The organism is Streptomyces sp. AM25 (assembly GCF_058146165.1).
Genome location: NZ_JBKIWN010000003.1, coordinates 84,468 through 108,471, shown reverse-complemented (window position 1 = coordinate 108,471; position 24,004 = coordinate 84,468). Strand labels below are relative to the sequence as shown.

Genomic DNA, 24,004 nt, shown 5'->3' with positions numbered 1-24,004 from the left:
TGATTGAGGAAACCGACATGAATCATCTGACCAGCCTGCGCGACTACCTCGACGCACTGGCCAAACTTGACGACCTGCGCGTGATCGACGAGGAGGTGGACGTCGAGCTGGAGATCGGCGCCATCGCCCGTTACGCGACCGAGAACCGGGCGCCCGCGCACCTGCTCTCCCGGATCCGCGGCCACGAGCCCGGCCTCCGGGTGCTGACCGCCCCCGCCGCGCTGAGCAGCGACCCCGAGTACCCGTACGCGCGGGCCGCGTTGTCGCTGGGCCTGGATCCGCGGACCCCGCCGCTGCGCCTGATGGACGGCCTGGTCGCGGCCCAGGCGGCGGAGCCGGTACCTCCGGTCGTGGTGCCGACGGGCCCGTGCCAGGAGAACGTCCTCCTGGGCGACGACGCCGACCTGACCCGCTTCCCGTTCCCTCTGCTGCACCAGGGCGACGGCGGCCGGTACGTCAACACCGTCGGTACGTTCGTGCTGCGCAGCCCCGACGGGAAGTGGACGAACTGGGGCATCGCCCGGACCATGCTCCACGACGCGCACCGCATGGCCACCTTCACCGGTTCGCCGCAGCACATCGGCGTCATCGACGACATGTGGCGGGAGCGCGGCGAGCACACGCCGTTCGCGCTGGTGCTCGGCGCCGAGCCGGCGGTCCCGTTCGTCTCCGCCATGTCGCTGCCCGAGCACGTGGACGAAGCCGCCTATCTGGGCGCGTACTTCGGGCACCCGCTGGAGGTCGTGCGCTGCAAGACGGTCGACCTGGAGGTGCCGGCGAGCGCCGAGATCGTCATCGAGGGCTACATCGACCACGACGACCTCATCCCCGAGGGCCCGATGGGCGAGTTCGCGGGCTACGTGCCCGAGCCGCACCAGTGGAACCTGCCCGCCTACCGCGTCACCGCCATCACGCACCGCGACGACCCGATCATGCCGGTGGTGTGCGCGGGCAAGCCCGTCGACGAGGACCACACCCTCATCGGCCTGACACACTCGGCCCGTTGGACGCACCACCTGCGCGAGAAGGGCATCCCGGTCACCGCGGCCTGGATGATCCCGGAGTCCGCCGTCCACGTCCTGGCGGTCACGGTGGACCGCGACTGGCGGGAGAGGACGGGGTTCGACTCGTCGGAGGAACTCTCCCGTGCCGTGGGCGAGGCCGTCGCCGGCTTCCCGCACGGCGGCTGGTGGGTCACCCGGATCATGGTGCTCGACAACGACATCGACCCGACCGACCTGCGCGACGTCCTGTGGGGCTGGGCCACCCGCTCCCACCCGTCGGACGGCTCGCAAGTCCTGCACGACACGGCGATCATGCACATCATGGCGTGCTACACGGACGAGGAGCGCGCCACGGGCCGGGGCCCGACGGTCGTCTACGACTGCATCCGCGACCTGCGGAAGCTGCACAGCACGGCGTTCGCGGACAACTACCCGGCGGCGGTGCAGCGCAGGTCGCTGGACCTGATCGCGGGGGCGCGGAGGCCGTAGGAAACGCGGGTTCCCCGCGCCCGTAAGAGGCGCGGGGAACTGATGGAGCGACCAGCCTTCAGGCGATGAACCCCACCTCGGGGTACCGCCGGGAAGCCCCCTCCAACAGGTGCCCCGCGTCGGCACGTCCGCACAGGTGCAGGTCGAAGAAGACCCGCACCGTGGCCCGCACAGCGGCCACGGCGCGGGCGGCCGGAATGGTGCCGACCTGCGGGAAGCCGCCCTTCATCTGCGGTGCGAGCGCCACGACATCGGTGAACGACAGATGCTGCGCATCGGCGAGCCGCAGGCACCGGTGCCAGCCGCGAAGGTGCTTCCAGGTCTCGGTCCACGCCGGATCCTTGCGCAGGCCGTCGTGGTCGGCGGTGTCCATCAGCAGGAACGGCCGGTCCAGCCCGTCGGTGACGACAGGCCCGAACAGCGTGCCGTCCAGGTCGATGCCGGCCCGCACCCGGCGGTCCTGGTGCATGAGGGCCGCCGAGGACGCGCCGCCGAGCGAGTGCCCGAACGCGCCCACGCGGCCGAGGTCGAGGCTCCCGCGCAGACCGTGCGGCAGCGGGCGCCGCTCGGCGTCGGGGTTGCCGCCGCGGTCCAGCACGGCCAGGCGGTCGAGGACGAACCGCAGGTCGTCGGCGCGCACGGCAACCGCCTTGACCATCTCGTCCTTGTCGCGCCCGACGACGGTCTGCGTCTGCACGTGACCGTCGGGGAACTCCACCTCGCCGGAGTCGTGCGGGTGGTCGACGGTGACGACGACGTAGCCCCAGGACACCAGGTCCTCGACGACGAGGGTGTTGAACGAGCGGTCCGATCCGAACCCGGGCGAGTACAGCAGCACCGGCCGCCGGTGCCCGCGGCGGGCCACCGGCGCGGTGTCGGCGCTGTGGGTCATCGGCATGGCGAAGCCGTCGAGCTTGCCGGGGTAACGCCCCTTCACCGCACGGGCGGCGCCCTCCGGCAACCACGGCAGCATCGCGTGACCGCGGGTGCCGTGGGCCGGGTAGTGCAGGGTCGCCATCAGCTCGCGCGGCTTCCCGGAGTCCGTCCACGGGTCCTTGCGGGCCGGGTCGACGAGGTGCAGCTGCACGGCACCCACGCGCTCGGGGCCGGTGGGCCCGTCGAGGCGGAGGGGGGCGAGAGCCGGGGCGGGCGCGGCAAAGGCGGCGGGGGCGGCGGCACCTGCGGCGAGCACACCGAGGCCGGCGGCTATCACGGTGCGGCGTGCGGGTCGGACGATCGACACGATGCTCCTTTCGACGGGCCGTCAGCCTAGGTCACTCCGTTGGGGTCAAGGAGGTTGGGGCCCAGTCCCAACCCCGAGAAGTGGTGAAAGGACGGGACCGGGGCCCCAACACCCCCTACCGCTCGAACCAGACGTGCACCTGCCCCGTCCCGATCCCGTTCTCGTACTCGCCGAAGCGCCGCCCACGCCCACGCCACGACGCCCCGCCCAATGCCCCCGCCAGCATCAGGTAGTGACCGAACCGGGCCTCGGGCGCGTACCGCAGGTACTCCGGCATGGTGTCGATCACGCGGTCGTGCCGCCCCTCCTCCAGCAACGCGATGCGCTGTTCGTCCGCCGCCCGCGCCTCCGCCGTGACGATGTGCGCCGGGTCACCGGCCATCCGGTTGCGCAGTTCGGCCAGCGGCCAGAAGCGGTGGGACAGGCCGCCCGAGGCCAGGAGCAGCACGCGCCGGTCGACGCTCGCGATCGCTTCCCCTATGCATGCACCCATCTGCAGGAAGTCCTCGGTCGTGGCCGTCTGGCAGACCGAGACGGACACCCACGGCTTGTCCGGACGCCCCAGGTACGTCCAGAGGTTGAGCGTCGCGTAGTGGATCGGCAGGTACGGATCGTCGTTCGCGCTCAGCCACAGCGAGCGCTTCTCCGCGAACTCCGCGACGGCACCCGCCAGTTCCGGATCGCCCGGAACGTCGTACGGCAGACGGCTGATCGCGCCCGGCATCTCGTCCGAGGTGAACAGACCCTCGCGGCGCGCATGGGACGTGATCACCGCCTCCGTGGTCGTCGCCCAGTGCGAGTCGAAGACGACCACCGTGTCGTGGTCGGTCGCCTCGATCACCTCGCTGCGGAGCCGCTCCAGGCCCGTCACCAGCGTGAAGTCGCGGCCGCCGTTCTCCCGGAGCCGCATGTCCTCCGGGAACATGATGACGGGCGCGTGCGAGAGCAGGCCCGCCCCGGTGATGTCACCCATGGTCGGCCTCCGGGACCAGCAGGAGCTTGCCGCTCGTGCGCCGCGCCGCCAGGTCCGTGTGCGCCCGGGGCGCCTCGGACAGCGGGTACGTCCCGCTCACCGTGAACGTCAGCGTCCCGTCCAGGAGACCGGCGAACACCTCGCCCGCCCGCCGCTCGAACTCCTCGACCGTGGCCCGGAAGTGCTCCAGGTACGGGCGCGTCAGGGTCAGCGAGCCGCCCCACAGCAGCCGCATCACGTCGACGGGCGGCACGGCGCCGCTGGCGCCGCCGAAGAGGACCAGCGTGCCGCGCATCCTCAACGACGCCAGGCTCGCGTCGAAGGTCGCGGCGCCGACGCCGTCGTACACCGCGTGCACGCCCTCGCCGTCGGTGAGGCGGCGCACCTCGGCGGCGAGGTCGTCGGTCTCCGTGTAACGGAGCACCTCGTCCACGCCGTTGGCGCGGGCGAGCTTCTCCTTCTCCTCGGTGGACACCGTGCCGATGACGCGCACGCCGCGCCGCTTGAGCAGCTGGGTGAGCAGCAGCCCCACTCCACCCGCGGCCGCGTGCACGAGCACCGTCTCGCCCTCGCGCGCCGGGTAGGAGTCGTGGGCGAGGAAGTGGGCGGTCATGCCGTGGACGAGTACGCCGCCCGCGGTGCGCAGGTCGAGCCCGTCGGGCACGACGATCGCCTTGTCCTCCGGGACGAGGACGCGTGTGGCGTAGCTGCCGAGGACGGTCGTCCAGGCGACCCGGTCGCCGGTCTTGAACCGGGTCACCCCGGGGCCGACGGCCAGGACGGTGCCCGACCCCTCCTCGCCGGGTACGCACGGGACGGGCAGCGGGTAGCGGCCCTCGCGGCGGTACAGGTCGATGAAGTTGACGCCGGCTGCGGCGAGTTCGACGAGGATCTGCCCCTCCCCCGGGGCCTCCGGGTCGGGCTTCTCGACGTACAGCTGGACCTCGGGTCCGCCGGTCTCGCGGATCTCGATCGCATGCATCAGTGGGTGCTTCCCTTCACATCGGTCAGTTCGACCTGGTACGTGCGCAGCCAGTCGTCGAGGCGGACGGTGGATTCCACGAGGATCCGCTCGAACTCGGACAGGCTGCCGGCGGACGTCTTGGCGGTGAGGCGGCGTACGGCGTCGCCGTCGAGGAACGGGCTCAGCGGCGCCTCGCCCTCGCCGGAGGCCGTGGCGAGGCCGGTGATGAGGGCGCGGTCGTAGGCGGGGTCCTGGATCGAGGGGTAGGCGGCCTTCTTGCGGCGCAGCACCGACTCGGGCAGCAGGTCGGCGGCGGCCGCGCGCAGCAGGGCCTTCTCCTCGCCGCTGAAGGTCTTCATCTCCCAGGGGACGTTGAAGACGTACTCGACGAGCCGGTGGTCGCAGAACGGCACCCGCCCCTCCAGGCTGCTGGCCATCCCCATGCGGTCCTTCTTGTCCAGCAGGATGGGGAGCCAGCGGGTGAGGGTGATGTAGCCGAGTTCGCGGGTACGGCGCTCCTCGGCGTTCTCCCCTTCCAGCACCGGGACTTCGGCCAGGGCCGTGCGGTACAGGTCGGCCTGGTACTCGGCGAGGTCGATCCCGTCGACGAACCAGGGATGGAACAGGTTGCGCGCGTCGAGGCCGCGGTGGGCGCCGAGCTTGAGCCAGGGGAAGGTGTCGGCGCTGCGGGCCCCCGGGTCGGAGAACCAGAGGTAGCCGCCGAAGACCTCGTCGGCGCCCTCGCCGGACAGCGCCACGGTGGCGTGCTCGCGCACGGCGGCGAAGAGCAGGTACAGCGAGACGTCCAGGTCGGCGAAGTTGAACGGCAGGTCCCAGGCGCCGAGGACGGTGCGGCGGACGGCGGGGTCCAGCAGCCGGGCCCGGTCGAGGACGACCGCGTGGTGGTCGCTGCCGACGTGCCGGGCGACTTCGAGGGCGTACGGGCCGTCCGGGGTCGGGCGGATGGCGTCGGCCTGGAAGTTCTCGGTGTGTCCGGCGAAGTCGACGGAGAACGTGGACAGTTGGGCGCCGTCCGCGGCACGGACGCGTGCCGCGAGGGCGGTGACGGTGCTGGAGTCCAGGCCGCCGGACAGCAGCGACACCAGCGGCACGTCCGCGACCATCTGGCGCGGCACGATGTCGTCGAGCAGGTCGCGGACGGTGGCGATGGTGGTGCGCAGGTCGTCGGTGTGCGGCCGGGACTCCAGGGCCCAGTAGCGCTCCTCGCGGATGCCGTCGCGGCCGACGCGCAGCAGGTGGCCGGGCTTTACCTCGTGCATGCCGCGGAAGGGCACGCGGCCGGGGGTGCGCAGGAACAGCAGCGCGTCGCACAGCTCCTCCGCCCCCGCGGCGGCCTGCGCCAGCGGGTTGGCGAGGATCGCCTTGGGCTCGGAGCCGAAGAGCACGCCGCCCGGGGTGGGGTGGTAGAAGAGGGGTTTGACGCCCAGCCGGTCCCGTACAAGGAGGAGTTCCTCGCGGGCGGTGTCCCAGACGGCGATGGCGTACATGCCGTTGAGGCGGTGGACGAAGTCGGCGCCCCACTGGAGGTAGGCGCGCAGGGCGACCTCGGTGTCGCTGCGGGTGGTGAACCGGTGGCCCAGCAGGGCGAGTTCCTCGCGCAGTTCGCGGAAGTTGTAGATCTCGCCGCCGTAGGAGATCACGGCCCGGGGCAGGCCGTCGCGCGGGCCGGGCTCGGGGGTGCGCATCGGCTGCGTGCCGTGTTCGAGGTCGATGATCGCGAGGCGCCGGTGGCCGAGGGCGGCGTGGGTGTCGCACCAGGTGCCGCCCGCGTCGGGTCCTCGGGCGATCAGGGTCCGGGTCATGGCCTCGACGGCCGGGGCCTCGTGGGTGAGGTCGCGGGTGAAGTCCACCCATCCGGTGATGCCGCACATGTCAGACGACCTCGCTTCCGGGCAGGCCGCCGGTCCGGTCGAGCCAGGGGCCGCGGCGCCAGCCGTCGATGTCGTAGTCGTCGAGGCAGTCCTGCACCATGGCCTCGTAGCGGGCGAGGCTGCCGCGGCGGGTCGCCCAGCGCAGCGCGTCGAGGCGGACCTGCTCGCCGTTGCCGGAGTAGTTGCGCTCGTACAGTTCGTGCCGGCCGCCGAACTCGGTGCCGATGGCGTCCCAGACCAGCTTGAGCAGCTTGATGCGGTCCTCGGCGCTGGAGTCGGAGCCGCGGTAGAAGCGGTCGATGAGCGACCGCAGTTCGGGGTTCGCCAGGTCGCGGCCGCTGGAGGGCACGGCGAGGGGCGCGCCGCCGAGGGTGGTCTCGAACAGCTCGTGGACCCGGTCCCACACCTGCGCGTTGTACATCCGCATCGCGGAGGCGTGCTCCAGGCGCGGCACGACGGTGCCGCCGCTGCCGGGCTCGGGGTCGTACGCCATGGCCGAGGTGAGCGCCCACACCATGTCCCGCATGGTGATCAGCTCGCCGACGGCGGCCTGCACGCCGCGGAACTCGTCGGTGCCGTTGGCCCTGGTGCCGCGGGAGAGCAGCCCGGCCATCATCTCCAGTTTGACGCTCAGCCGGGTGCCGGACTGGAAGTTGTAGAGGTTGGGGAAGCCGGAGGTGGCGTAGAAGCCGGTGGCGCGCGGGATGTCGCGATGGACGAGGACGTCCTCCCAGGGGATCAGGGCCTCGTCGAGCAGCAGCACGCTGTCGTTCTCGTCGAACCGGCTGCTCAGCGGGTAGTCGAACGCGTCGCCCTGCCCGTAGGGGGTGCGGCAGACCAGCTTCACGCCGGGGTTGTCCATGCGGACGAAGAAGACGAGGGCGAACGCCTCCGCCTTGCCGGGGGCGAGGACGGCCGAGCCGACCGGGGCGACGAAGCCCGCGTTGGTGATCGCGGAGCCGGTGGCCAGCATCTTCGCCCCGCTGACCACGACCCCGGCGTCGGTCTCGCGCACGGCGTGCACGAAGACGTCCTCCATGTCGTGGATCGGCTGCTTGCGGTCGACCGGCGGGTTGATGATGACGTGGTTGAGGTACAGCGCCTTGCTCGCGAACTCCCGGTACCAGGCGGTGGCGTTGGCGGCGTACGGCCCGTAGTAGTCCGCGTTGACGCCGAGGCCGCTCATGAACGACGCCTTGTACTCGGGGCTGCGCCCGAGGAACCCGTAGCCCATCCGCGCCCAGGTGGCGATGGCCTCGCGCGCCTCGACGAGCTCGGCCGCCGAGCGGCTGGGCTTGAAGAACTTGTGGGTGCGGATGCCGGTGTCGGCGTCGACGCCGGTGAGCACGTCGGCGGTGGCCGGGTCGTGCAGGGCGTCGTACAGCCTGGCCACGGACAGGGCGGAGTTGCGGAAGGCGGGGTGGGTGGTGACGTCCTTGACGCGCTCGCCGTTCAGATACACCTGGCGGCCGTCGCGCAGGCTCTCCAGATATTCGGCACCGGTCATGAGGTCGTTGGTGGCAGTCATCGGACCAGTCCCGGGTTGTCGAGGGCGGGGGTGCCGAGCACCTGGACGCGGCGCAGGTGCCGGGGAGCACCGCTGGTGAAGGAGTTGCGGCCGTGCAGGAGCGTGTAGTTGTCGGTGATGACGACGTCGCCGGTCTGCCAGGCGTGGGCGTACAGGTGCGCGGAGTCGTACAGCGCCGCCTGCAAGTCGGCCTGGAAGGCGGCGAGTTCGGCGTCGGGGAGCCCGGTGAAGGTCAGGTCCGGGTGGTTGACGAAGCCGGTGTCGTCGGCCGCGGTGGGCTCGTTGTAGCGGATGACCGGGGTGCCGGTGACGGGGTGGGCGTCGACGACGGGCGCGACGGTGACGCTGTCGTAGTACTCCATTGCGCGCCGGTAGGTGCCGGTGACCCCCGACCAGCGGGCGACGGTCTCCGGGTCGGTGTTCTCCAGCACGGCGGCGGTCTGCGAGAACGTCGTCTCGCCGCCGTTGCCGGCGCCGGGTGCGTGGACGCACTGGAACACCTGGAACTCGGGGATCTGTTCGCGGTACATGCCGTCCCAGTGCATGGGCATGTGACTGTGGTCGAAGATGTGGTCCTCGGGCTTCTCCTGCTCGACGAGCTCCAGCACGGTCCCGAAGGGCCAGACGCTGAGCTCTCCGAAACCCTTGCAGTACGTGGAGAGTTCGTCGGCCGTGTCGAAGACGCCGAACCCGCGGAGCAGCACGAGGTGGTGCTCCCGGACGAGGTCGCGCAGGGCGGCCGCGTCAAGGTCGGTGATGTGCTCTCCGGACGCCGGTATGGCAAGCCCGAAGGGCGAGATGGGGGTGGTGTTCATGGAGTTCTCCTGTGATTGCGGCACTCCGCGCCCCGTCAGGGGCGCGGGGCGGTTACATATGCGGCTCCGCCGCGTGGGCGCGACCAGCCCAAGCCGGCCCGCACCGGCTAAAGCACGTAATGAGTGGGACGCCCACCGACGAACACGGCCCGGGCGCCGGCCCGTTCGGCTTCCGCGCGCTTCATGAGCGCGTGCCGCCCGTCACGCTCAACGGCAACCGAGTGCCACGGCGTAAGCCACGCATCCGGCGTATCGCCGAGCAGAATGCCGATCTTCTCCGTGCTGCAGGGCTGCGGATGGATCGACAGCCGGATCGCCGAAGGGAACAGCTTGCCCAGCAGATCCCCCCAGGCCCGGCTGCGCTGGATGACCCGGTAGGCCAGGTCACGGCACCGCCGCTGCAGCGCGGACCGGGTCCCGGTGTAATCCGGACCGGAGAGGTCCTCCAGCATGAACCGCGTGATACCGCGGTACATCGCGAGCGGTGCGCCGCCGGCGCGCACCTCGGCGCGCAGGTCGTCGAGCGACGGGGCCCAGGCCGCGGACAGCATGGTGCGCATCTCCTCGTGTCCGGCGCCGCTGTAGACGTCGTCGAGGGTGAACTGTTCGAGGTGGCCGGCACCGATCCGGGTGATCATGCGGTCGAGTTCGCGGGCGTAGGCGGTGACGTTCTCGTCGCTCACGCCGAGCAGGTCGTTGAACACGCGCCCGTCGGAGCAGATGGTGATGGCGGCTCCGGGCGGGTAGATCTCGCTGATGCGCTCGCACAGTTCGTCGAGGAAGCGCAGGGCGAGTTCCTCGGCCAGGTCGGGCAGCGGGCCCAGGACCTTGGCCGGGTTGGGGGACTTCGTGGGGAATGCGGGCAGCACGAAGTCGATGCGCCGCCCGCTCTCCATGGCGCTGCGGACCGTGTCCAGGTGATGCCTGGCGCACCGCAGGCAGACCCTTCCGGTGCAGCCGCCGTCGCGCATTCGGCGCTGGTGCGCCAGGACCTCCCGGATCACTTCCATGGAAACCAGCTCGATATCGGGTGCGGCGAGATCGGACACCGCGCCTCCCTTCGTGGACTGGCTGCCACGCTGCTCGGCGCGCGCATGAGAAACGCACAGAACCTGCACACTTATCCGGTGCCGCGCCCCGAAGACGCGCCCCGTAAGGGGCGCCGGGAACTGCGCGAGCAACCACAGCCGGCCCGCAGCCGAAGCACCACGCACCCGCCGAGCGCTCAGGTACGCACCCCCCGTTCGGCGCGCCCCGCCCAGTACGGCATGCGCAGCCCGCGGAACCCGCCCAGCGCCCGGCCGAAATGGTCGGCCGCCGCACCGGAGTCGCCGAGGGCGGCGTGGGCGCGGCCCAGCCAGTAGTCGGTGAAGGCGGCGCCACGGCGTTCGCCGAGCTCGGTGAAGACGGCGGCCGCCGCACGGAGCGGCCCCAGCGCCCGGGCCGCGGCCGCCGGGCCGGTGGCGTGCTCGGCGTGTGCCCGGCCGAGGGTCATCAGCGCGTAGGCCTCCCCGGGGCGGTGCCGCACCCTGCGGAAGAGGACGAGGGCGCGGTCGAGGTGGCCGGCGGCCCGGTCGGTGCGGCCGGCGGACAACTCGGCCCAGGCCAGCAGTTGCAGGATGTCGGCGAGGGCGAGCGGGTGCCCGAGCCGTTCGGCCGTCTCCAGGGCGGGTGCCAGGGTGTCGACGGCCTCGGCCCCGCGACCCTGGCAGACGAGCGCGAAGGCGAGGCTGCGCAGGGCGATGACGCGGCCGTGTTCGTCGCCGAGCCGGCTCATCACGGCGGCCGCGGAGGCCGCGTCGTCGTGGGCGAGGTCCGCCATGCCCCGGTCGGCGACGGCGATGCTGCGGTGGGTGCGCAGCCGGGCGGCGTGGTGGGCCTCGCCCAGTTCGTCCAACTGCGCGATGGCGGTGGCGTACCGGGTCATGGCGTCGTCCACGCGGCCGCGGACGGCGGAGACGCGGGCGAGGGAGCCCTGGGCGACCGCGGCGGCGACGGCGTCGCCGGCCGCTTCGGCGCAGGCGAGTGCGGCCCGTGCCACGTGTTCCCACTCGTCCCACCAGTTCCGTACGTGGCAGACGTCCTCCATAGCGGAGGCGAGCGCGGCGGCGTGCGTGCAGTATCCGGACGCGGCGGCGAACTCGGCCGCGGTGACGAGGTTGGTGCGCTCGCCCTCCAGCCAGCCGACCAAGTCGCCTTCGGCCTGCGGGAGTTGACTGCAGCCGTTGCCGCGGATGAGCTGGTGGCCGGCCACACGCACGCGGGAGAGCCAGCCGTCCAGGACCCGGGCCACCGCGGCCTGCTGCCCGGCCGCCGGTTCCTCGGCGAGGGCGCGTTCGGCGGCGTAGACGTGCAGCAGGTCGTGCATCCGGAAGCGCGGCTGGCCCTGGACGTCGATGCCCTGGACCTGGAGCAGGTTGGCGTCGAGCAGGACGTCCACCGCATCGTCCGCATCGTCCGCACCGTCCGTACCGGGGGCGTCGAGCAGGGCGGCGAGGGCCCAGCCGGGGAACTCCGGCGAGGGGAGCATGCCGACGGCGCGGAAGGCGCGGGCGGCGTCGGGGGCCAGGCCGTGGTAGCTGGCGGCGACGCTGGTGCGGACGGCGAGGTCGCCCACCGTGAGCTCCTCCAGCAGGGTCCGTTCGTCGGCGAGCCGGTCGGCGAGGCGCCGGATCCGCCAGTGCGGGCGGCTCGCGAGGCGTGCCGCGGTCACCCGCAGGGCCAGCGGCAGTCCGGCGCAGCTGGCCAGGATCCGTTCGGTCTCCTGCGGTTCCGCGGCGAGCCGCCGGGGGCCGACGATGCGCTGCAGCAGGTCCTGCGACTCCGTGTCGTCGAACGGGTCGATGTCGATCAGTTCCGCGCCGGTCAGCCCGGTCAGCCGGGCCCGGCTGGTGACCAGGGCCGCGGAGCCGGGCGTGCCGGGCAGCAGCGGGCGGATCTGGGCCTCGTCGCGGGCGTCGTCGAGCAGCACCAGCACCTTGCGGCCGGACAGCAGCGAACGGAACATCGCCGCGCGGTCCTCGGTCGTCTCGGGGACGGACGAGCCGGAGACGCCCAGGCCGAGCAGCAGGTCGGCGAGGATGGCGCCGGCGTCGCGGTGGGGGCCGCGGGCGCCGTCCAGGTGCAGGAAGAGCCGGCCGTCGGGGAAGGCGTCCCGCAGCCGGTGGGCGAGCCGGGTGGCGAGGGTCGTCTTGCCGACGCCGGGCAGGCCGGTGAGGACGACGACGGGGACGGAGCAGGGCGAGTCCGTCCGGAAGGGCGTGCCGGGCGGCGGGTCGAGCAGTCCGCCGGCTCTCGCCAGCACCCGGCCTCTGCCGACGAAGTCGGTCTCGTCCGCGGGGAGTTGGCTCCCGGCCTGCCAGACGACCCCGGCGTGCACGGGCGGTGCGGGGTCGGGCGGGGCGCCCAGCGCGGGGTCCCGGGCCAGTACGGCGCGGTGCAGGCGGCGGAGTTCGGAGCCGGGTTCGAGGCCGAGTTCGTCGCGCAGGACGGCGCGGGCGCGGGCGTAGGACTTCAGGGCGTCGCCCGGGCCGTTCCAGCGGTACTGGGCGACCATCAGCCGGGCCCACAGGGATTCGCGCAGCGGGTGGCGGGCCACTTCGGTGCGCAACAGGGCGGTCAGCTCGCGGGGTTCGCCGAGGGCCAGCCGGGCCTCGGCGTAGTCCTCGAGTGCGGCCAGCCGCGCCTCTTCGAGGCGGGCGGTCTCGATGTGCAGGGCGTCGTGGTGGACGACTCCTTCGTACGGGCCGCCGCGCCACAGCCCCAGCGCCTCCTGCAGGGCCTGGGCCGCGGCCCGGTGCTCCCCGGTGGCCAGAGCGGTGCGGCCCCGCGCGGCGAGCTCGTCGAACCGGTTCAGGTCCAGTTCGCCGGGGCGCAGCTGCAGCCGGTAGCCGCCGTGGCCGAGGCTCAACCTGTCCTCTCCGGAGGCTGGGTTGAGCGCTCGGCGCAGGACGGCGACGTAGCTGCGGACGTTGGCCTGGGCCGACGCCGGCGGGGCCGCGCCCCAGATCGCGTCGCTCAGCCGGTCCGCGGTGACCGGGGTTCCGGCGTGGACGAGCAGCATCGCGAGCAGGGTCCGCTGCTTGGGGCCGCCGAGCGGCAGGGCACGGCCGTCGGCGTGCGCCGCCAGGGGCCCCAGCACCTTGAACTCGACGCGCGGAAGCTCCACCGCAGGACCGCCCTTCTGTGGCCGCACGGCAGGGAGCGTGCGCACTCTTTACGTAAGGTTCGAACAACGACGAGTTCGACCCTACGGTCCGGGCGGCGGAAGGGTGTCCGGTGGAACGTGTGACGCCGGTGCGGCCGGTGTGTCAACGCACGGCCGGGCGGCTTTGTTTCACGCTGGGTTCGTGCGGCGCCTCACGCCGCGGACGCTGTGGCGAGCGACACCTCGGACGGCCTGACGACGACGAACCCCTGGCCCGATGCGGCGGCGAACCCCTCGGTGTGCCGGGCGAGATGCTCGGAGATCGGCGTCCTCATGTGGTACAGGACGACCGAGGAGGAGACGCCGAAGATGGCGGGCGAGTCCACGAAGAGCGGGGCCTCGGCCTTGAGGTAGTCTAGTCCGGCCTGGATGTGGGCGGCGGTGACGGTCCCGCCGGCGCCGGGGCGGTGTTCGACGATCTGCTGCACCATGGCCTCGCAGATCGGGGCGAATTGGGCATCCTCGTCGATGGCCCGGTCGGTCCGCTCCGTCACCTCCTGGTAGACGGGCAGGTCCATGAGCTCGGACAGGGCCCGTACCCGGAAGCGCGCTGCGTCCGGCCCCAGCCGCTCCAACGCCCGCCGGATGCGGCGCCGGACGTCCTTGAGCGTGGTCCGTACCGATTTGGCGGCGCTCTCCGGGGTGCGTCCGTCGGCGACGAGCATCGAGTCGATGTGGGTGTCGACGTACACGACGTCGATCTGCTCGAAGGCCTCGCCCGCCCATGCCAGGAGGGCGGTGAGCCGGTCCTGGTTGAAATAGCTGTTGCCCGCGCTGATGCCGATGAGGGCGTGCTCACCGCGCTGCCATAAGGTGCGGCACCGTTCGCTGAGCGGCTCCGCGCCCATCTCCAGAAGCGGGGGCTGGGGCTGGGACTGGGACTGCGTAAAGACACCCTCCGTCATGACGTCAGCTCCTGCAGTGCGGTGGCGGTCTGCAGGCACAATTCGTCGAGGATTCCGGCGAGATCGATGTCGCCGCCCATGGGGGAGAACATGACCCCGTCCAGGCGCTCCCGCACCGCGGTGAGCGCAGGGGTGGCCGCCCCGGCCTGCTCCAGAATCTCCAGCGTGCGGCGGGCGGCGTCCGCGCAGCGGAACGCGCCGTAATCCGCGGGCTCTTCGAGGAGCCCGCGGCCGCTGCTCAGGAGATAGGCGGCCAGGAGGGCTATTTCCTCATGCAGTCGGTTCTGCGACAGCACCGTTTCCCCAGGTTTCATAGCTGATCACCTCGTTCTTGTCACGACGTTCGGACGGCGTGCGCCCCTGCGCGGGACGGCCGACGGGCACCAACAGCAGCGGCTCCAGGTGCTCCGGCAGGCTCAGCAGCCGCCGGACCACCTCCTCGCGGAAGCTGCTGACCGGGCAGCCGCCCAGCCCCATGGCGTGCGCGGAGAGCAGCAGGTTCTCCACCGCCATGGCGACGCAGAGCTTCGACGTCTCGTAGATCTTCCGTGAAATACCGCCGGTAAAGCCGGCGGCCATGCGCCGGTCGACACAGGCCACGACAATGAATGCGGGCGTGCCGATCATTCCCGGCGAAAACGCCCGGAGCCGCCGCACACTTTCCGGTTCCCGCACCACGACGAACGACCACGCCTGTTTGTTGGAGGCGGTGGGCGCCGCGAGCATGCATTCCAGCAGCTGCTCGACGGTCGCGTCGTCGACGGGTTCGGCGGCGTAATTCCGCACCACGCTCCGCGTGCGCAGGACGTGGAGCGTCTCCGGCAATGGAGTGCTCGGCATGCTTCCCTTTCCCCAGCTAACTCTCAGGCGTCACATGTGGCACAGGCGCCACATGTGTATCGCACATGGACGAGCCCATTCAAGGCTTGGCCGAGTGAATAAACCTTGAAATAAAGCGGAGTTGAGCACTCAGGGGCGATTTTCGGCCGCACCGCCGAGAACCGGCCTGCAGCGGCCGGAAAACGGAACCGCCCCGACCGGCGCAGTGCCGGTCGGGGCGGTACGGAGAACGCTGGTGACGGTAGGTCAGACCAGCGAGGCGACAGCCTGGTTGAAGGTCTCGGACGGACGCATCACGGCCGCGGCCTTGGCCGGGTCGGGCTGGTAGTAGCCGCCGATCTCGGCGTGCCGGCCCTGGACGGCGTTCAGCTCGTCCACGATCTTCCGCTCGTTGGCGTTGAGCGTCTCGGCGAGCGGGGCGAAGGCCTTGGCCAGCTCCGCGTCGTCGGTCTGCTTCGCCAGCTCCTGGGCCCAGAACAGGGACAGGTAGAAGTGGCTGCCGCGGTTGTCGATGCCGCCGATGCGACGGGTCGGGGACTTGTCCTCGTTGAGGAAGGTCGCCGTGGCGCGGTCGAGGGTGTCGGCGAGGACCTGGGCGCGCTGGTTGCCCGTGGTCTTCGCGTACTGCTCCAGCGACGGCACCAGCGCGAAGAACTCGCCCAGCGAGTCCCAGCGCAGGTAGTTCTCCTTGACCAGCTGCTGGACGTGCTTCGGCGCGGAGCCGCCGGCGCCCGTCTCGAACAGGCCGCCGCCCGCCATCAGCGGGACGACCGACAGCATCTTGGCGCTGGTGCCCAGCTCCAGGATCGGGAACAGGTCGGTCAGGTAGTCACGGAGCACGTTGCCCGTGACGGAGATCGTGTCCTCGCCCCGGCGGATGCGCTCCACGGAGAGCTTGGTGGCCTCGACCGGGGACAGGACGCGGATGTCCAGGCCCTCGGTGTCGTGCTCCTGCAGGTACTGCTCGACCTTGGCGATCAGGTTGGCGTCGTGGGCGCGGGTGGCGTCCAGCCAGAACACCGCCGGGGCGCCGGTGGCGCGGGCGCGGGTGACGGCCAGCTTCACCCAGTCCTTGATCGGGGCGTCCTTGGTCTGGCAGGCGCGGAAGATGTCGCCGGCCGAGACGACCTGCTCCAGGACCGCGTTGCCGGCCCGGTCGACCAGGCGGACGGTGCCGGTGACCGGGATCTCGAAGGTCTTGTCGTGGCTGCCGTACTCCTCGGCCTTCTGCGCCATGAGGCCCACGTTCGGGACCGAGCCCATGGTGGACGGGTCGTAGGCGCCGTGGGCGCGGCAGTCCTCGATGACGGCCTGGTAGACACCGGCGTAGCTGCTGTCCGGCAGGACCGCGAGGGTGTCGGCCTCCTGGCCGTCCGGGCCCCACATGTGGCCGGAGGTGCGGATCATGGCCGGCATGGAGGCGTCGACGATGACGTCGCTCGGCACGTGCAGGTTGGTGATGCCCTTGTCCGAGTCGACCATCGCCAGGGCCGGGCCCTCGGCGAGCTCGGCGTCGAAGGACGCCTTGATCTCGGCGCCGTTCGCCAGCGACTCCAGGCCCTTGAAGATGCCGCCGAGCCCGTCGTTCGGGGTCAGGCCGGCCGCGGCCAGGTCCGCGCCGAAGGCGGCGAAGGTCTTCGGGAAGAAGGCCCGCACCACGTGGCCGAAGACGATCGGGTCGGAGACCTTCATCATCGTGGCCTTCAGGTGCACGGAGAACAGCACGCCCTCGGCCTTGGCCCGGGCGACCTGGGCCGCGAGGAACTCGCGCAGGGCCGCGACGCGCATGACGGACGCGTCCACGACCTCGCCCGCGAGCACGGGCACCGACTCGCGCAGCACGGTCGTGGTGCCGTCGTCACCGACGAGCTCGATGCGCAGGGCACCGTCCTCGGCGATCACCGTGGACTTCTCGGTGGCGCAGAAGTCGTCGACGCCCATGGTGGCGACGTTCGTCCGGGACTCGGAGGTCCAGGCGCCCATGCGGTGCGGGTGCGTCTTGGCGTAGTTCTTGACCGACGCGGGGGCACGGCGGTCGGAGTTGCCCTCGCGCAGGACCGGGTTGACGGCGCTGCCCTTGATCTTGTCGTAGCGGGCGCGGATCTCGCGCTCCTCGTCCGACTTCGGGTCGTCCGGGTAGTCCGGCAGCGCGTAGCCCTGCTGCTGCAGCTCGGCGATCGCGGCCTTCAGCTGCGGGATCGAGGCCGAGATGTTCGGCAGCTTGATGATGTTGGCCCCGGGCGTCTTGGCCAGCGCACCGAGCTCGGCGAGGGCGTCGCCGATGCGCTGCCCCTCCTCCAGGTGCTCGGGGAAGCTCGCGATGATCCGGCCGGCCAGCGAGATGTCACGGGTCTCCACGGCGACCCCGGCCGCGGCGGCGTACGCCCGGACCACCGGCAGGAACGAGTACGTCGCCAGGGCGGGGGCCTCGTCAGTGTGCGTATAGATGATCGTCGAGTCAGTCACCGGGTGCTCCGCTTCACGTCTGTAACATTGCTCGACATCAAGATATCTCGTGAGCGGGGGTGTCTCGACAGGGGCCTGTTACGCGCCCCGTGGCACCGCCGTCATCAGCAACGACGACGGCCGGGGGATGCTGACCGACCGGACCTCGCGCGGGGTGCCCTCGGTCACGGGCCGCAGGCGCCAGCGGGACGCGACCGCGGCCAGGGCCACGGTCATCTCGGCCCAGGCGAAGGCGTCGCCCAGACACTTCCGGTTGCCTGCGCCGAACGGGATGAAGGCGGTCCGGGACGGCCGGTCTGCCTGCGGGGCGAGCCAGCGGTCCGGGGCGAAGCGGTGCGGGTCCCGGTAGCACCGGGGGTCGCGGTGGAGCGCGTAGATGCTGAAGGCGACCTCGCTGCCCTCGGGGATGTGCACTCCGCCGATTTCCACGGGCTCCCTGGCCCTGCGCATCGACAGGGGGATCGCGTGCAGGCGCAGGACTTCGTTGAGCACCGCCGTGGTGTACGGGAGGGCATCGGGATCGGCGTAGTCCGCACCGGTGCCGACGAATGCACTGATCTCCGCGTGCAACCGCCGGTCCGCATCGGGCGCGCGGCCCAGTTCGTGGAAGGCCCACGCCAGTGCCGCGGACGTGGTCTCGGTGGCGGCCACCGTGATCGTGACGAGTTCGTCCCGGACCTGCTCCGGGCTCATGGCCTCACCGGTGTCGGCATCACGCGCCGCCAGGAGCAGCGACAGGAGGTCGCCGTGATCCGTACCGGCCTCCTTGTACCGCGCGATCACCTGGTCGAACTCCCGGCGCAGCCTGGAGGCGGCGGTGTCGAACCGGCGGTTGACGGGCACGGGGAGGTGGTCCAGGAACTTCGGCAGCACGGCCCGGGTGACGGCGTCCCGCATGATCACCGGCAGTGAGCGCTGCATCTCCTCGACGGCCGGACGGGCCATGCGGGAGGCGAACATCGCCTCGGCGAAGGTGGCCAGCACCAGTTCGGTGATCATCCGGTTCAGCTCGACGACCTGCCCGGGCTGCCACGACTCCGCGAGGTCACGCGCATGGCGGGCCATGATCTCGATCCAGTCCGCCACCCTGCTGCGGTGGAATGCCGGGCGTACGAGGCGCCGTTGACGGTCGTGGAACTCCCCGTCGGACGTGGCGAGACCGTTGCCGAACAACTGCCGCACCCGGTCGGCGTGTCGCCCCCGGTCGAAGGCGCGCGCGCGATTCACCAGGACGTCGCGGACGAGTTCGGGAGAGGTGACGAAGTACACCGGCCAGGTGCCGAGGTCCACCCGGACGGTGTCCCCCGACTCGTGCAACGACTCCAGGAATCCCAAGGGGTCCTGCCAGAGTGCCAGAGTGTGGCCGAGCAGGGGCACACGCCCCGGCGCCGCCGGTACTCCGGGAACCTTGTTGCTCACGTGGTCCGTTCCCCCGCGCAGATCGATGAGTTCAGTGGGTGATGAGGACGTCGTCGAAGGTGCCCTTGATCCTCGGGAGATCCAGGTCGTACCGACGGGTCTCCCCGATCCAGATGAGATCCGCGAAGGCATACGCCCTCAGATCGGTGGCAAGACGCGCCGCCTCCGCAGCCGCTTCCGGAGGCAGGCCGAGCGAGTCGGCGAGACCGGGAAGCTGCCCCTCGATGTCCAGGAAGATCTGTTGCCGCTGCTTGGCCCGGTCCAGCACCCGGGCCACGGCCTCCGCCAGGGTGCACCCCTCGCTCGCAGCGACGACCCGGACGACGTTGCAGGTCTGGCCGTCGGCGATGTCCTTCTCCAGGCCGTAGACATCGTTGTGCCAGGCCAGGATGTCGGCGAAGCACAAGGCCAGTTCCCGGAAGAGCAGGCTGTCGCGCAGCGCGTCGGGGATGCGGATGCGGGAGACGATCTCCAGGACGTCCGCCTGGAAGAGCATCGCGATGGTGTTGCGGCGCACGGTGACGAACGTGGCCGCGTCCGGGACCCGGCCCTTCGCGTGGTAGCGGTTCTGCAGCACGATGGCCTGCATGTAGTCCAGGAAGTGTCCGGTGATGCGCTGCCGTGCCCGCGGCGAGAGCCCTGCAGTCAGCCGGGGCCAGAGATCGGCGAATCCAGCGATCACGGGGTTGCCCTGCGTGGCGTCCACGTGCCCTGTGGCGATGGCCCGCATGTCTCGCAGGACGCGACGCATACGCTCTTCCCGTTCGCCCCAGTCGTAGTTGTCGTACTGGTCGTCGGCCAGCGACCCCCAGCAGAACCACTGAATGCCGAGCACCAACTGCTGCAGGTCCACGTTCGGTGTCGAAATCCCGTGATACAGGCCGAACTTGAACGAACGCAGATGCTGCTCCTGCGCCTCGCAGGTGAGGAACCCGAGCTCCCACAGCCAGGCGATCACCTCGTCCTCGGCTTGCGCCGCAGCCGGGTTGACCATCGGGCAGGGCGGGTCGTAGAAGCCGTCGACGAGGACGGCCAGATCGATCATCGGCATCGGACGGCCTCCTTCTCGGGAGTCGGGGAGTTCATGAGGTGCGCTCCGTCGCGCTGTCCGCGAGGCGCCGGAGCATCGCGACGACGGCCTGCGGGAAGGGGGCCCGCTCCAGCGCGCTCAGCGCCTCCCTGCGACGCCGCGTGATCAGGCGTTCCACTTCCTGGCGGGCCAGGGTCTCCTCCAGGACGGCGCGGACGGCACGGGCTTGCAGAGCATCGAGGGTGGGGTTGCCCACCGAAGCCTTCAGGACACGGAGCTGGGCAGGCGTGGCCCGCATGGTGGCGAAGGCCATCAGGACCGTCTGCTTGCCTTCCCGAAGATCGTCCAGCGTGGGCTTGCCCGTCTTCGCGCAGTCCCCGAAGACACCCAGGAGGTCGTCCCGGAGCTGGAAGGCCTCGCCTATCGGAAGCGCATACGCCGAACATGCCTCGGTCACGGATCCGTCGGCACCCGCCAGTGCGGCGCCGAGATGCAAGGGACGTTCGAAGGTGTACTTGGCCGTCTTGAACCGGATGGTCGTCAGGGCCTGCTGCACGTCGTCGCCCGGCCCGCCGGTGAAGAGCAGGTCCAGGTATTGGCCGAGCATGACCTCCGTGCGCATGGCGTGCAGCACCGGGAGGGCGGCACGCAGCTGGGCAGCAGTGAGTCCGGCGGTCTGGAGTATTTCGTCGGACCAGGAGAGTGCCAAGTCCCCCAGCAGAATGCCCGTGTTGCGGCCGAATTTGCCGCTGTCCCCCGGAAGGGCGCGGCGACGGTGCAGAGCCGCCAGTGCCCGGTGAGCGCTCAACCGCCCCCTGCGAGTCTCGCTTTCGTCCATCACATCGTCGTGGATGAGGGCGAAGGCATGGAACAGTTCCAGACTCGCCGCCACCCGGAGCAGCGGACCGGCGTCCCCCTTGCCTCGGGCGGCATGCCATCCGCATATGCACATGGTCGGCCGGATCAACTTACCCCCCGCAAACACCAGCCCTCGCAATACGGCGACAAGGTCGGCAATATGAGGAGAGGCCGCAGAACGTATCCGGTCGGCAAAGAAATTCTCCAGAACCGTCCTGACCTCGCACCGAATCCGCGCCGGCGTCAGGACCTCAGGCGTGGCGAGCATGGCCATGACTCGTTCCCCTTCGCATCGTTGCACCGACCCGGCGAGGCGACAGCCGCCGCATCGGCACCAGGGAATCCTTGAGGACTCTGAGGAATGCGTTCGGTGTACCGGAACGGGCCCTTCAGGAAAGGCCAAAGCTTTTCCCTTCCTGAATGGGCGCACCCGAGCCTTGCCCATTCGGCGTTCATGCAAACCGTGTAGGGCACACCTGAGGCCGACACCGAAGACAACGAATCGTTTCTGGGCGCGCGCATTGTCAGCACGCGCCCCACACTCCTCACAAGGTCCGCACAAGCGGCTTTACAGCGATTCGCCGCTCAACGGTGAATTCCCAGCCTCCGCGGCCTCAGGCCGGCGTCGGCCAATTCCCGGCGCGCCTTCGCCACCACGGCATCGGCACCGCAGGAGCTGGCGACCTCGACACCGCGGTACAGGCTCTCGGCCGCCTGCACCAGGCGGCCGGTACGGCGCATCGCAGTGCCGAGGTCGACCAGGGCGCCGGCGAGTTCGTAGACCGAAGGCGACTTTTCCAGGTGCCCGACGGCCTTCTGCAGCATGTCGGCACTCTCGGGCCCGTCGTGGACACGGGCCGCCGCATACAGGGCCTGCCCGATCGCCGATTCCGTGCCGAAACGCTCAGCGCGCTGCACGGCTTCCTTCGCCAGGTGCCGCGCCCGCTGGGGGTTGGTTTCGTACGTGGCGAGGGCCAGGTGCGGCTGCCAGGGGCACCAAGCGGGATTGTGCACGCCCCGGGCGTCGAGGCGGCGTCCCACCACCGTGAGTTCCTCGACAGCCTCCTCGTGCGCGCCCTGTGCCAGACGCAGTTCACCGAGGACCGCCTGGGCGTCCGGAATGATCACGACGGGCGGGAACGGCTTCCCGAAGTCGTACCGGTCTGCCAACTCCTGGGCAGCATCCACCTGTCCACGGGCCAGCAGAATCTCGATGAGGGTACTCACCGCATACCACTGCGCGGGGGTACCGGAGCCGACCCGGTCGGCGGCCCACAGTCCGGCGCGCGCGAAGTCCTCCGCGTCCGAAAGCCGTCCAGTACGGTATCGGACGTATCCCAGCAAGGTGTAGCCGATGGCCAGTTGGCCACCACGCCATCCCTTGCGCTCGGAATCGGCGATGCCCTCGGCGAAGAGCTCCTCCGCCCGCTCGGGCCGGTCGCAGTACATGAAAGTGAGGGCCAAGAGCATCGGCACCTCGGAGCCCCAGTGCTGGTCGGTCCAGCTCAGGCCCGACCCCAGGGCCCGCTCCGCGTGGTCCAGGGCGACTCCGACCGGCTCTCCGCGGACCATGGCGTCCCACGCGCGCAGCCCCAGCGCGTACCGTTCGGTGAGATCGCGTCCGGTCAATCGCTGTGCGAGCTGCGTCAGCAGCCGCGAGCGCCCCGGACCGTCCTCCTCCTCGGGCGTGAAGGCCGCCCGCAGGAAGTGCTCGGTGTGCATCCGCAGCCGGATCCGCGGGTCGGTGGTCTTCTGCGCCTCCGCCGCCAGTACTTCGGCGGCTTCCGGCACTTGACCGGCATGTGCCAGGGACCGCGCCAGTCGGATGACGGCGTCCACGCGCATCTCCTGGCCGAGCAACGGTTCCTCCAACGCCGCCCGGAGGTGGTTGACCGTGACCGACGGGTCGTGCAACAGGGCCGGACTGCCCAGCTCGTACAGGACCGAGGCCTTCATCTCCGCCGGCGGGGGCTCGCGCAGGGCGCGGTCCAGACAGCGCCGGGCTGCGTCGGGAGCACCCGTGCGCAGATATTCACGGGCCGCCTCCTGCAGGTGCCCGGCCACCCATTCGTCCTCCTCCGGGTGGGTCTCCAGCAGGTGACGTGACGCCGCTGCGGCGCCCTTCCCGGCCTCGATGAGCTCCCACGCGGCCTTGCCGTGCAGGGCCACCCTCATGGCAGGAGGGATGTCGCGGTAGACGGCCGTCGCGATCAGCGGATGACCGAACTCCGGTGTCTCGTCGCCCCGCACGATCTCCGTGGCCGCCAGCCGGTCCAGTGCCTCGCCCGCCTCCGTGGGGCTCAGCCCCGCCACCGATGCCACCAGCGAAGCCGAAGCCTCCGTGCCGAGAACGGCCACGGCCCAGGCCATCCGGACCACGGAGGTGCCCATCCGCTCCAGCCGGTCCAGTACTCCGGCGCCGGACACGGCGCCGGACATGTCATGGAGCTGCGCCGCGTTCTCGCGCGTCGGGGCCAGACCCTCCTCGCGCACGGCACCGGCCAGCTCGACCGTCTCGAAGGGATTGCCGCCCGTGATCTTCCAGACTTCCCGGCCGAACTCCTCGTCGACGTCGGCGCCGATACCGAGCTCGCGTTCGACGAGCCTGGTGACAGCCGCCGGGCTGAGCGGCGCCAGGTCCAGTGGGCGCATCCGGTTCCGGTTCAGCATGTCGCCGAACGCCCGCGGAATGTCGGGAACTTCGTCGGGACGGTAGGCGACAACCACCAGGACAGGCAGATCGTCGACGCGGCCCGCGAAGGAGGAGAGCCACGTCAGCGACTCGGGATCCGCCCAGTGGGCATCGTCCAGGACCACGACCAGACTGCCGCGGGACACGGCCACATTGGTGACCAGCCAGTCCAGTCCGTCGCGCACACCCTGCGGGTCGGGTTCCGCCGAGTCCGCCGCGGGGCACAGCCCCAGGACGGGGCCGACGATGCTGTACCAGTCCCCCAGCACGTTGTTCCGCTCGGACTCGGTGTACGAGGCCAGGAGCGGCTGGAGCAGCTGCCGCAGGACGTAGAAGGCCGAACTCTGCTCGTTCTCGCCGCCACGGGCGTACAGCGTCGTGCACTCCTGTTCCCGGGCAAGGTGCCGGATTTCGGCCAGCAGCGTGGTCTTGCCCGCACCGGCCGGTCCGGCGAAGGTGAGCAGTCCGCCACGGGGCGCCCGTTTGCCGCCGTCCGTTCCCTCGACAACCGCCCGTCCGGCGAGCTTGTCCAACGCCGCCCTCGCCGCTGTCCGTTGGGCATCCCGCTCAAGGGTCTCCGCAGGCTCCCGCCCGTCCCGCGAGCGTGTCTCCGGCGTTTCTGCAGACTGCGTGTCGACCCGACCCGTCACTGTGGCCTCCCGGTGAGATGCGGCGCCGC

The 24,004-nt window shown here is 71.0% G+C and carries 17 protein-coding genes; 1 reads left to right on the top strand and 16 read right to left on the bottom strand.

Annotation, left to right across the window (positions count from 1 at the left end):
• The first annotated feature begins 17 nt into the window (after positions 1 to 17).
• Positions 18 to 1,493: a UbiD family decarboxylase gene (locus ACLHRZ_RS04600; protein WP_490416935.1), complete on the top strand. Its 1,476-nt coding sequence runs from the start codon at positions 18 to 20 to the stop codon at positions 1,491 to 1,493.
• 58 nt (positions 1,494 to 1,551) lie between these two features.
• Here ACLHRZ_RS04600 and ACLHRZ_RS04595 read toward each other — a convergent pair whose 3' ends face one another.
• The 16 genes from ACLHRZ_RS04595 to ACLHRZ_RS04520 form a co-directional block, all read right to left on the bottom strand.
• Positions 1,552 to 2,736, bottom strand: a complete 1,185-nt coding sequence (locus tag ACLHRZ_RS04595; RefSeq protein ID WP_490416934.1) for an alpha/beta hydrolase family protein — start codon at positions 2,734 to 2,736, stop codon at positions 1,552 to 1,554.
• Positions 2,737 to 2,851: 115 nt separating this feature from the next.
• The gene (locus tag ACLHRZ_RS04590) at positions 2,852 to 3,709 is read right to left on the bottom strand and encodes a DODA-type extradiol aromatic ring-opening family dioxygenase (protein ID WP_490416933.1); all 858 of its coding nucleotides are present in this window, start codon (positions 3,707 to 3,709) and stop codon (positions 2,852 to 2,854) included.
• Entirely contained in the window at positions 3,702 to 4,691 is a 990-nt protein-coding gene (locus ACLHRZ_RS04585) for a quinone oxidoreductase family protein (RefSeq protein ID WP_490416932.1), read from the bottom strand. The genes ACLHRZ_RS04590 and ACLHRZ_RS04585 overlap by 8 nt, the downstream gene beginning before the upstream one ends.
• Positions 4,691 to 6,565, bottom strand: a complete 1,875-nt coding sequence (gene asnB, locus ACLHRZ_RS04580; RefSeq protein ID WP_490416931.1) for an asparagine synthase (glutamine-hydrolyzing) — start codon at positions 6,563 to 6,565, stop codon at positions 4,691 to 4,693. Before asnB ends, ACLHRZ_RS04585 begins: the two co-directional genes overlap by 1 nt.
• A 1-nt stretch (position 6,566) precedes the next feature.
• Positions 6,567 to 8,093, bottom strand: coding sequence for a 4-hydroxyphenylacetate 3-hydroxylase family protein (locus tag ACLHRZ_RS04575; protein WP_490416930.1), 1,527 nt, complete (start codon positions 8,091 to 8,093; stop codon positions 6,567 to 6,569).
• A complete protein-coding gene (locus tag ACLHRZ_RS04570; RefSeq protein ID WP_490416929.1) occupies positions 8,090 to 8,908 on the bottom strand; it encodes a TauD/TfdA dioxygenase family protein in 819 nt (272 codons plus the stop codon). The genes ACLHRZ_RS04575 and ACLHRZ_RS04570 overlap by 4 nt, the downstream gene beginning before the upstream one ends.
• A 107-nt stretch (positions 8,909 to 9,015) precedes the next feature.
• Positions 9,016 to 9,957: an L-tyrosine/L-tryptophan isonitrile synthase family protein gene (locus tag ACLHRZ_RS04565; protein ID WP_490416928.1), complete on the bottom strand. Its 942-nt coding sequence runs from the start codon at positions 9,955 to 9,957 to the stop codon at positions 9,016 to 9,018.
• 176 nt (positions 9,958 to 10,133) lie between these two features.
• Entirely contained in the window at positions 10,134 to 13,103 is a 2,970-nt protein-coding gene (locus ACLHRZ_RS04560) for an AfsR/SARP family transcriptional regulator (protein ID WP_490416927.1), read from the bottom strand.
• Between the two features lie 164 nt (positions 13,104 to 13,267).
• Positions 13,268 to 14,020: a tRNA-dependent cyclodipeptide synthase gene (locus ACLHRZ_RS04555; protein WP_490416926.1), complete on the bottom strand. Its 753-nt coding sequence runs from the start codon at positions 14,018 to 14,020 to the stop codon at positions 13,268 to 13,270.
• Entirely contained in the window at positions 14,017 to 14,334 is a 318-nt protein-coding gene (locus ACLHRZ_RS04550) for a DUF6092 family protein (RefSeq protein ID WP_490416925.1), read from the bottom strand. The genes ACLHRZ_RS04555 and ACLHRZ_RS04550 overlap by 4 nt, the downstream gene beginning before the upstream one ends.
• On the bottom strand, positions 14,291 to 14,860 hold the full coding sequence (locus ACLHRZ_RS04545) for a nitroreductase family protein (RefSeq protein ID WP_490416924.1): 570 nt from the start codon (positions 14,858 to 14,860) through the stop codon (positions 14,291 to 14,293). Before ACLHRZ_RS04545 ends, ACLHRZ_RS04550 begins: the two co-directional genes overlap by 44 nt.
• A 246-nt stretch (positions 14,861 to 15,106) precedes the next feature.
• A complete protein-coding gene (locus ACLHRZ_RS04540; protein WP_490416923.1) occupies positions 15,107 to 17,326 on the bottom strand; it encodes an NADP-dependent isocitrate dehydrogenase in 2,220 nt (739 codons plus the stop codon).
• Positions 17,327 to 17,404: 78 nt separating this feature from the next.
• Entirely contained in the window at positions 17,405 to 18,745 is a 1,341-nt protein-coding gene (locus ACLHRZ_RS04535) for a cytochrome P450 (protein ID WP_490416922.1), read from the bottom strand.
• 31 nt (positions 18,746 to 18,776) lie between these two features.
• Positions 18,777 to 19,796 (bottom strand): terpene synthase family protein, encoded by a 1,020-nt coding sequence (locus ACLHRZ_RS04530; RefSeq protein WP_490416921.1) that lies wholly within the window; start codon positions 19,794 to 19,796, stop codon positions 18,777 to 18,779.
• Positions 19,797 to 19,827: 31 nt separating this feature from the next.
• Entirely contained in the window at positions 19,828 to 20,901 is a 1,074-nt protein-coding gene (locus tag ACLHRZ_RS04525) for a polyprenyl synthetase family protein (protein ID WP_490417209.1), read from the bottom strand.
• A gap of 317 nt (positions 20,902 to 21,218) precedes the next feature.
• Entirely contained in the window at positions 21,219 to 23,858 is a 2,640-nt protein-coding gene (locus tag ACLHRZ_RS04520) for an ATP-binding protein (protein ID WP_490416920.1), read from the bottom strand.
• Between the last annotated feature and the right edge of the window lie 146 nt (positions 23,859 to 24,004).